Source organism: Streptantibioticus silvisoli (genome assembly GCF_027947535.2).
In the GTDB taxonomy this organism is placed as follows: domain Bacteria; phylum Actinomycetota; class Actinomycetes; order Streptomycetales; family Streptomycetaceae; genus Streptantibioticus_C; species Streptantibioticus_C silvisoli.
Genome location: NZ_JAAGKO020000006.1, coordinates 256,435 through 265,758, shown reverse-complemented (window position 1 = coordinate 265,758; position 9,324 = coordinate 256,435). Strand labels below are relative to the sequence as shown.

The 9,324-nt window shown below is 71.7% G+C and carries 9 protein-coding genes; 8 read left to right on the top strand and 1 reads right to left on the bottom strand.

Annotation, left to right across the window (positions count from 1 at the left end):
• Positions 1-10 precede the first annotated feature (10 nt).
• Positions 11-796, bottom strand: coding sequence for a PIG-L deacetylase family protein (locus POF43_RS07035; protein WP_282704464.1), 786 nt, complete (start codon positions 794-796; stop codon positions 11-13).
• Positions 797-1,313: 517 nt separating this feature from the next.
• Here POF43_RS07035 and POF43_RS07030 point away from each other — a divergent pair.
• The 8 genes from POF43_RS07030 to POF43_RS06995 all read left to right on the top strand — a co-directional run bounded on the left by POF43_RS07030 (position 1,314) and on the right by POF43_RS06995 (position 9,315).
• Complete coding sequence (locus tag POF43_RS07030; RefSeq protein WP_271324159.1) at positions 1,314-2,291, top strand: ACP S-malonyltransferase; 978 nt, start codon at positions 1,314-1,316, stop codon at positions 2,289-2,291.
• A gap of 406 nt (positions 2,292-2,697) precedes the next feature.
• On the top strand, positions 2,698-2,946 hold the full coding sequence (locus POF43_RS07025; RefSeq protein WP_271315749.1) for an acyl carrier protein: 249 nt from the start codon (positions 2,698-2,700) through the stop codon (positions 2,944-2,946).
• A gap of 39 nt (positions 2,947-2,985) precedes the next feature.
• A complete protein-coding gene (locus POF43_RS07020; protein WP_271315748.1) occupies positions 2,986-4,236 on the top strand; it encodes a beta-ketoacyl-[acyl-carrier-protein] synthase family protein in 1,251 nt (416 codons plus the stop codon).
• Positions 4,233-5,375: a beta-ketoacyl synthase N-terminal-like domain-containing protein gene (locus POF43_RS07015; RefSeq protein WP_271324158.1), complete on the top strand. Its 1,143-nt coding sequence runs from the start codon at positions 4,233-4,235 to the stop codon at positions 5,373-5,375. The genes POF43_RS07020 and POF43_RS07015 overlap by 4 nt, the downstream gene beginning before the upstream one ends.
• A complete protein-coding gene (locus POF43_RS07010) occupies positions 5,372-6,364 on the top strand; it encodes a beta-ketoacyl synthase N-terminal-like domain-containing protein (RefSeq protein WP_271324157.1) in 993 nt (330 codons plus the stop codon). Before POF43_RS07015 ends, POF43_RS07010 begins: the two co-directional genes overlap by 4 nt.
• Positions 6,361-7,185: an alpha/beta fold hydrolase gene (locus tag POF43_RS07005; RefSeq protein WP_271324156.1), complete on the top strand. Its 825-nt coding sequence runs from the start codon at positions 6,361-6,363 to the stop codon at positions 7,183-7,185. The genes POF43_RS07010 and POF43_RS07005 overlap by 4 nt, the downstream gene beginning before the upstream one ends.
• Before the next feature lie 7 nt (positions 7,186-7,192).
• Complete coding sequence (locus POF43_RS07000; protein WP_271324155.1) at positions 7,193-8,188, top strand: hotdog family protein; 996 nt, start codon at positions 7,193-7,195, stop codon at positions 8,186-8,188.
• Positions 8,185-9,315 (top strand): beta-ketoacyl synthase N-terminal-like domain-containing protein, encoded by a 1,131-nt coding sequence (locus tag POF43_RS06995; RefSeq protein ID WP_282698436.1) that lies wholly within the window; start codon positions 8,185-8,187, stop codon positions 9,313-9,315. Before POF43_RS07000 ends, POF43_RS06995 begins: the two co-directional genes overlap by 4 nt.
• Positions 9,316-9,324 lie beyond the last annotated feature (9 nt).

The following is a 9,324-nucleotide window of genomic DNA, read 5'->3' as shown; positions in this document are numbered from 1 at the left end:
CCACCCACCCCTACCCCCGAACCCCACCCAACCGCACCGGCCCGAAAAGCTCCGCCCGTCCCGTCAGACCGTGCCCCTGCGCGAGGTGCCGCGCGTGCGTGTCGTAAGAGGAGCGGATGTCCTCACCGTTGGGCCACAGCATCGAGTGCTGCGACCGGTAGCAGTCGATCCCCTGGTGCTTCGCCTCCCAGGCACGGTCGCCGACCGGTTCGGCCACCGGGCGGCCGAAGTCGGCGAGGGCCGGGGGCTCTACGGACAGCTGGTGCGAATAGGGGAGGTCCTCCCAGCACCAGACGGGGACCTGGTCCGCGGCGGCGGCCAGTACCGCGTTCCGTGTGCGGCGGTGGTCGATGTGGTCGCCGACCGCCGCACAGGTGAGGATGCGGTCGGGCTCCAGCCGTGCGATCTGTTCGGTGACCGCGGCGGCCAGGGATGCGGACAGTTGCGGTTCCTGCGTGGTCTCGTAGGTCGGCGGCGGGGCGGCGGCGTCCACCATCCACTGCCCGTCGGGACGGGCCCGGTAGATGATGTCGAGGAACGGGCCGTGGAGGGCCTGTGCGCCCAGGCACTTGAGCGCCTCGACGTCCTCGGTACGGCGGTCCTCGACCGGGTTGTCGGGCAACTGCCATTCCTCGTGGAGGAGTTCCGCGAACAGCGAGTACGGCGGGGTCGGGATACCGGCGAACAGGGTGAGGACGGTCACCTCGACGCCCTCCGAGGCCAGCTCGCACAGCCGGCCTCCGGCGGACAGCACGGCGTCGTCGAGATGGGGCGAGATCGCAAGGACGCGTTGCACGGTTCTCCCTTTTCCGAAAAGACAACTGACGTCGGGTGACTGTACGACCGACACGTCGGCCCGGGCCGGGCGGAGGCTACAACCTGCCCCGGGCACCGGATCCCCGGAACGGCTCCCCCGCGCCGCGGATCGGGCCCGGTGCGGGCGGCGCGGCCGGTGCGCCGGGGCGGGGCCCGGGAGCCGGCAGCACCTCATGTCCCCGGGGCGAACCCGATCGGCGCGACCGGTGGCCCTGCCTGCCGTCGCCCTCATGGCATCTTCCTGTAACAGCCATTGCCCGCGGGGGTGGCCGGAGCCGTAATGATCCCCGGGAATCACGCTCCGTGGCGAAGACCGGGGACGGGACTCCCCCGGCGGCCGCCACCCCCGAGCGCGCCGCCGGACCCATCGCACCCCGAGCGGCACGCGCCGTTCCCGGTGCGCCGACGCGCCGCAGGGCCGTCGGGGGCCGGCAGGGCCCGACGGTGAAGGACGCGCACGAACGACGGTCACGCACGACGGTGAGGAAGGCAGTCCTTTGGGAGCGGCACCGATCGGCCTGGTCTTTCCCGGTCAGGGAACCCAGCGCCACGGCATGGGCGAACCCTGGCGTTCCACCGGGGCGTGGGCGATCGTCGAAGAGATCTCGCAGTGCACGGGTGAGGACGTCGAGGAACTGCTCCTGCGCGCGCCGAACGAGCGGCTGCGCCGGACCGACCTGGCCCAACTGGCCGTCTTCACCGTGTCGGTACTCGCGCTCCGCGAGGCCGAACGTCTCGGCCTGACCGAGGGCGTCGTCGCCTGCGCCGGGCACAGCCTGGGCGAGTACACGGCGCTGGTGGCCGCCGGCGCGCTCAGCGTCACCGATGCGGCCGTCCTGGTCGCGGCCCGGGGCCGGGCCATGCGTGAGGCGGCCGACCTGAGCCGCGGCACCATGGCTGCCCTGGTCGCCGCCCCGTACGAGGACGTGGCCCGGCTCGTCGACGGGATCAGGGAGTCCGGTTGCCCGCTGTGGGTGGCCAACGTCAACGCCCCCGGCCAGGTCGTCGTCTCCGGCTCGGAGCAGGGCGTGGAGAAGGCGGACGCCGAAAGCCGCGGCATCGGGGCCAAATTGATCCGGCTGCCGGTCGGCGGCGCCTTCCACAGCCCGTTCATGGCACCGGCCGCCGAGCGGCTGCGGGACGTGCTCACGTCGACGCCCTTCGCGCCCCGTCACCTGCCGGTCGTGGCCAACGTGGACGCCGAGCCGCACACCGGCGACGGCGGGTGGGTGGAGCTGTCCACCCGCCAGCTCACCCACCCGGTGCTGTGGGAGCGCAGCGTCAGGACCCTGATCGGGCCACTCGGCTGCGGCCGGCTGCTGGAGCTGGGTTGCGGACGCACGTTGACCGGCATGATCCGGCGCATCGACCGGGACGTGGTCGCGCTGGCGTTGGAGAGCCCGGACGGTCTGGCGAAGGCCGTCGCGACCGGGCAGACCGCGCGGGCGCCCGGCACCGCGACGGCGGCCCGGTGACGGCGGAGGCGTCCGCCGGGTCGCGCGGGACGCGGCGGCACCCGGGCCGGCGCCCGACGGGTGCCGGGCGCGGTGCCGGTCGGCCGTCCCCCGACGGCCCGTGCCGGCGACGGGGACCGCGCGGCGGACGCCGTACGGCGCCGTGGCCGCGGGACGACGCCGGCGGATTCCCGCCCCAGGTGTTTCCCGGCGGCCGCTTCCGCCCCGGTGTCCGGCGGGACGTCCCAATTCGTGAGCCGCCGGGCGGATCGCCTTGGCATCTTCCTGACGGCCGAAGGATTACGTCGCCGATCCGATGCTCTAATGATCCACGAATACTCCCCGCCACCCTGAGCGGTGTGCACAAGTTCCCCCATCCGCTTTCTGTCCGGTAAGCGGCCCCGGATTCGCGAGAGGTTCTGCCACCATGCCCGTTGCCACCGAAAACCGTCAGAAGATCAAGGAAATCGTGTGCGACATCCTCGAACTCGAAGAGGACGAGGTCAGCGACACCAGCCTCTTCCGTGAGGACCACGACGCCGACTCCCTCCGCGCGATCGAGATCCTCGCGTCCCTGGAGAAGGAGTTCAAGGTGGTCATCGACCAGTCGGAACTCGCCCGCATGGTGAACCTCCAGGGCGTGTACGAGGTCGTCGCCGAATCCACCGGCCGGTAATTTCTTTCGCTGTCCAGGCCGAGACTGGTTGGGGATTCGATGTCGACTCTCGCGGGATTTGGTTCGAGTACAACAGCTCACAGGGTGGTCCTGACCGGATTCGGGGTCTTCTCCAGTATCGGAGTGGGCGCTGTCGAATTCGCTGAGGGACTGCGCTCCGGGCGGAGCGGTGCGAAGCCGATCACGGCGTTCGACACCAAGGGCTTCGCCCACGCCAACGGTTGCGAGATCGTCGACTTCCAGCCCGAACGCTGGATCCGCAATCTGGACGTGGACGAACTCGGGCGGGCCAGCCAGTTCTCGGTCGCGGCGGCACGGATGGCGATCGACGACGCCCACCTCGATGTGGAGACGCTGCGCGAGCAGCGCGGACTGATATCCATCGGCACCACCGACGGCGAGTCCTTCGACCTGGACCAACTGGTCGAGAGCGAGATCTGGTTCGGTCCGGAGAACATGGACGCGACGATCGCCCGCCGGGTCCGGGCCGGGCGGCTCTCGGCGGCGGTGGCCCACGAACTGGGGCTGACCGACGTCGAGGCCGTCACGATCCCGACCGCGTGCGCGGCGGGCAACTACGCCATCGGCTACGGCTTCGACGCGGTGCGCACCGGTGAGGTCGACTTCGCCCTGTGCGGCGGCGCGGACGCGATGTGCCGCAAGACCTTCGCCGGCTTCTACCGGCTGGGGACCATCGCGCCGGAGTTGTGCCAGCCCTTCGACGCCGACCGCAAGGGCATCCTCACCGGTGAGGGCGCCGGCGTCCTCGTCCTGGAGAGCCTGGAGTCGGCGCTGGCCCGCGGCGCGCGAATCTACGCCGAGGTGCTGGGCTACGGCCTGAACTGCGACGCCTACCACCAGGTGGCGCCCAACCAGGCGAGCGTGGCGCGCTGCATGGAACTCGCCCTGGACAACGCCGGCATCAAGCCGTCCGAGGTGGACCTCATCTCGGCCCACGGCACCGGCACGAAGGCGAACGACATCACCGAGGCGCGGGCGATCCGCGAGGTCTACGGCGACCTGCCGCCCCGCACGATCTCGATCAAGTCGATGCTCGGCCACACCATGGGCGCCGCGAGCGCGCTGGCCGCCATCGCGTGCTCACTGGCAATCGTGCACGGCTTCATCCCGCCGACCATCAACCACGTGACCACCGACCCGGAGTGCGAGGTGGACTGCGTCCCGAACGAGGCGGTCGAGGCGGACCTGCGGATCGTGCAGAACAACGGGCTGGCCTTCGGCGGCAACAACTCCATCGTGATGCTCGGCAAGTACGAGGGGGTGCGATGAGCCGGCTGCCGGTCACGGGCGTCGGGGCGGTGGCGAGCATCGGCCGCGACCCCGGGGAGATCTTCGCCGCGCTGTGCGCCGGCCGCGACGGACGCCATCCGCTGCGCGGCTTCAACCGCGACTGGTACAACGCCGACTGCCTCTACGAGGTGGACGACCGGCCCGCCCCGCAGACCGACACCGTCGGCCGGGCCACCGCCCTGCTGCTCGACGCGGTGGGCCAGGCGGCGCGGGACGCCGGCCTGGGCGACGACCTGTCCGACGTCCCGATCCTGGTGGGCACCGGCCTGCGCGAACTGCGCTCGCTGGAGCTGTGGTGGCGCGACGGCCGGCCATTCGGCGCCGAGCGGATGCACTTCGGCACCGCGCTGCGCGAGCGGTTCGGCGCGCTGGACACCCACACCATCTCCAACGCCTGCTCCGCGTCGCTGTACGCGCTGGCCCTGGCGGTGAACCTCCTGGAACTCCAGGAGGCCGACATGGTGATCGTCGCGGGTGTCGACGTGATCACCGAGAGCATGTTCGGACTGTCCGACCGGCTCCAGTTCGACCCGCCGGACCGGTTGCGGCCGTTCGACCGGGACCGCAAGGGCACCGTGATGGGCGAGGGCGCCGGGGCGATCGTGCTGCGCCGGAAGGCACCCGCCGACCGCGGCGCGGTCCACGGCTGGGTGCGCGGCGTGGCCGTCAACTGCGACGCCTTCCACGCCACCGCGCCCGACCCGCACGGGATCGCGGCCGCGGTACGGCAGGCGCACGACCAGGCGGGCGTCAAGGCCGAGGACATCGGCCTGGTGATGCTGCACGGCACCGGCACGCAGCTCAACGACGCCGCCGAGGCCACCGCCCTGAGCGACGTCTACGGTCCGCACATCGGCAGCCCCCTGATGACCGGGATGAAGTCCATGACCGGCCACACCTCGGGGGCCTCCGGGGTGCTCGGCCTGCTGGTCGCGCTGCGCGCCATGGGCCAGGGCGTGGTGCCGCCGATCACCGGTCTGGACAACCCGGCCGCCGAGGTGGCCGGGTTCCGGATCGTCCGCGACACCCCCGTGGAGGAACAGGTGGACCTCGCCCAGATCGACGCGTTCGGCTTCGGCGGCATCAACGCCGTGGCAGTGGTGGAGGCCGGCCGATGAGCACGGCGACGACCGAAGCCGCCGCGGTCCGGACCGCCGGCGGGACCGTGACCGCCGTGACCGGCGTGGGCCTGGCCGTGCCGGGAGCGCGCACGCCGCAGGAGTTGCTGGCCGCCAGGCCGGACGGCGCCGCGGCCGTCGACCCGGCGGCCCGGCTGGGCAAGAAGGGCCTGCGCTACAAGGACCGGGCGACCCAGCTGGCGCTGTGCTGCGCCGACGAGGCGCTGCGTGACGCCGGGCTGCTCGGCGACGACGGGCTGACCGTGCCGGGCGAGAGCGTCGCCGTGCTGATCGCCTCCAACTACGGGAACGTGGACACCGTCTGCGCCATCGTGGAGATGATCGCCGCGGAGGGTACCGCCGGCGGCCTGAGCCCGATGGACGTACCGAACGCGTCGAGCAACGTGATCGCGTCGACGCTGGCCGTCAAGTACGGTCTGCGCGGCCCGAACCTGATGCTGTGCAACGGTCCCACCAGTGGCCTCGACGCCGTCCGCTGGGCGGCCACGCTGATCCGTTCCGGCCGTGCCGACCGGGCGCTGGTGCTGGGCGTCGAGCCGGACAACCGGGCCGTCCGCCGCCTGACGGGCGCCGACCGGCTGGTCGACGGTGCCGCCGCGGTGGTCGTGGAGCGGCTCGGCTGCGGGCCGGCCCGCGGTGTCGCGGAGCGGGCGCTGGTCGGCGCCACCGCCAGGACCGCGGGCGTGCGTGCCTGCCTGGACCGGCTGGGTGCGGACGCGCCCGCGGTGTGGTTCGGCCCCGGCGACGGAACGGACCCGGCCGACGGCACGCCGCTGCCGGGGGTGCCGCGGTACGACCTGACGGGCGAGTGGGGCGAGTCCTCGGCCGCGCTCGGTGTGCTCCAGTGCGCGGGCGCGGTCGGCTGGTTCGCCGCCGGCGGCGGCGGGCCGGTGTACGCGGTGGCCGGCCGGGACGGCGACGACGCGACCGCCGGACTGGTGCTGCGCGCCCCGGACGCCGTGCGATGAGCCCGCCGACCAGCGCGCTGCCCCCGGCCGTACGGCCCGCCGCGCCGCTGACCCCGCTGCTCGTCAGGCGCCGGCACACCGGCGACGCGCGCCGGCTGCGCACGCTGATGCTGCACGGCCTGGCGAGCGGCAGTTCGGTGTGGGACCTGCTGTGGCCGCACGCGCCCGCCGCGCTGGACGCGTGGGTCGCGGACCTGCCGTGGCGCGGGGACCACGTGTCGCAGTGGGGCCGGGAGTACGACGGGCCGGACTGGATGACGGCCTGTCTGGACGCGGTGCCCGGCGGCGTGGACGTCGTGGTCGCGCACTCCTACTCGGCGAACCTGCTGCTCGACCACCTCAGCCGGGCGGCCGAGCGCGGTGAGGACCCGTGCGCGGTGTACGGGATCAAGGGGATCGTGCTGGTCTCGCCGTTCTACCGCCGCTCCCCCGACGACTTCGTGTGGGACGCGGTGGCCGGGATGCAGCGCAACTTCCTCGCGATCACCGAGGAGGGCATCCGGCTGCGGCCGGGCAGACCGATCGACCCGGAGATCCTGCACCAGATGGCCCGCCGGGTCTGCGAGCGGGCCGGTCTGCACGGCTGGATGCGGTTCTTCGAGCTGTACCTGCGCACCCCCTGGCTGCACACCGAACTGATCACTGTTCCCACCCTGGTGGTCACCGGGGAGGGGGACTTCGCCGCTGCGGAGAGCCAGGCGCTCGCCGCCGACCTCCCCGCCGCCCGGTTGGGGACGCTTCGGGACTGCGGCCACTACCCGATGTGCGAGCAGGCGGAGCGCTTCTCCGCGCTGCTCGGGCAATTCGTCGAAAGCCTCTAGGAGAGCGATGTCCGCAACCCCGGTGAAGTCGTTGCTGAACGAGACGACGACCGTCGTCCTGACCCCCGGGTACGAGGGGGCCAACATCGGCACCATCATCGGCTTCAAGCACGTCAACTACCTGGTCGAGAAGGCGGTCATCGAGCACTTCCGGCACTGCGGTCTGCCGGTCGGCCGCCTGTACGAGGAGAACGGCCTCGGCTTCGACGTCGTCGAGATCGACTCCCGGCTCCAGACCGCCCTCGTGGTGGACGACGAGGCGTCGATCGAGGTCACACCGGTGACCAAGGACGGCGCCGCCGAGCTGTCGTTCAAGGTCCTGATCACCGTGGAGCGGGACGGCGCACCGAAGAAGGCCGTCACCTCGAAGGTGAAGGTGGTGCTGCGCCACGACGAGAACGACGTCCGCATGCTGCGGCGGCTGCCGCTCGCCGAAGGACTGGAGCAGTTCGTCACCGCGCGGATCGGCGGTGCCGAGCCGGGCGCCGCGGTGCCGGCCACCGGCACGGCACTGATCTCCGGCGGCTGCACCGACAGCGACCCCGTGCTGGACCAGTTGCTGGCGGGGGAGAACGCGTACGGCTGGAAGTTCCGCATCCCCTACCCGTACGTGCACTTCTTCGACCGTCTGCAGATGTCGGGCTACCTGCGGCTGATGGAGGAGGCCAAGCACCGCTTCGTGGACGCCCGCGGCATCTCGATCCGCACGCTGCTCGACGAGAAGAACCACATCCCGGCGGTGACGGCCTCCAAGGTGACGATGCTGGACGAGGCCCTGCTGGAGGAGGACCTGTACGTCGTCTACACCGTGGACGACGTCTTCAAGAACCTCCTCTACACCTCCCGGCTGGACTACTACGTGGTGCGCGACGGCCGCCTGGTGAAGACCGCCACCGGCACGATCACGCACGCCTACGGAGTGGTCGAGAACGGCAGCAGCGGCCGGCTGGTCACCTTCGACGAGCGGGTGCTGCGGGCCTTCAACAACGAAGTGGGCCAGTGAGCGGCCCCGCTGCGGCGCTGAGTGCCTCACCGGCCGGTACCGGGCCCGATCAGGTGCGTGGTCCGGTCATCACCGGGTGGTCGGCGGTCTCGCCGTACGGGATCGGGCGGGACGCCTTCGTCCAAGGGGTGAGCAGCGGGCGCGCCACCGTCTCGGTACTGGACACCGAAAGGTGGCCGGGCCCCGACGAACTCGCGTGCCTGGTACCGGACTTCGACGTGCGCGAGGTGCTGGGCAAGAAGGGGACCCGGTCGATGGACCGGGTCAGCGGCCTGGCCGTCACGGCCGTACGCGAACTGATCGCCGAGTCCGAGGGTGCCGGCCTGCCTGCCGGAGGCGAGGAGGTGGCCCTGGTGCTGGGGACCACCACCGGCAGCGCGCAGTCCATGATGGACATCACCCGCGACACGCTGATCCACGAGAAGCCGTTCTACATCGATCCGTCGCACATCCCGAACGCCCTGATGAACTGTGCGGCGGGGCAGTGTGCGATCTGGTACGGCCTGAAGGGCCCCAACACCACCGTGGCCGGCGGCCGCGCCTCCGGCCTGCTCGCCCTCAACTACGCCCGCCGCCTGCTCACCGCCGGACGCGCCCACACCATCCTGTGCGGCGCCGCCGAAGAATACTCCCCCGCCCGATCCTGGCTCGAACGACACACCCGACACCCCGACGAAAACGCCACCGTCCTCGGAGAAGGCTGCGCCGTCCTACGACTCCAACCCCCCGGCACCCACCCCCACCCACTCGCCGAACTCCTGTGCATCACCACCGCCATCACCCACCCCCACCACATCACCACCACCCTCGCCCACACCATCAAACGCGCCCTCCACCAAACACGCCTCAACCCCCACGACATCTGGGCCGTCTCCCCCTCCACCCCACCAGGCACCACCGCCGACCACGAACGCCACGCCCTCGACCTCATCTTCACCGACCACACCCCCCACCACATCCCCGCACCCGGCCCCATCGGCGACACCGCAGCCGCCACCGCCACCTTCCAGATCACCACCCTCCTCAGCCACCACCAACAACACCCCCAACCCCCCAACCGCATCGCCCTCATCACCGCCATCGACCGCGACGGCGTCCTCGCCACCGCCCTCCTACGCCTCCTGTGAACCGTGCCG

Coding starts and splice junctions, on each gene's coding strand:
- POF43_RS07025 (WP_271315749.1), top strand. CDS start 2,698: ATGCCCGTTGCCACCGAAAACCGTCAGAAGATCAAGGAAATCGTGTGC.
- POF43_RS07020 (WP_271315748.1), top strand. CDS start 2,986: ATGTCGACTCTCGCGGGATTTGGTTCGAGTACAACAGCTCACAGGGTG.
- POF43_RS07015 (WP_271324158.1), top strand. CDS start 4,233: ATGAGCCGGCTGCCGGTCACGGGCGTCGGGGCGGTGGCGAGCATCGGC.
- POF43_RS07010 (WP_271324157.1), top strand. CDS start 5,372: ATGAGCACGGCGACGACCGAAGCCGCCGCGGTCCGGACCGCCGGCGGG.
- POF43_RS07005 (WP_271324156.1), top strand. CDS start 6,361: ATGAGCCCGCCGACCAGCGCGCTGCCCCCGGCCGTACGGCCCGCCGCG.
- POF43_RS07000 (WP_271324155.1), top strand. CDS start 7,193: ATGTCCGCAACCCCGGTGAAGTCGTTGCTGAACGAGACGACGACCGTC.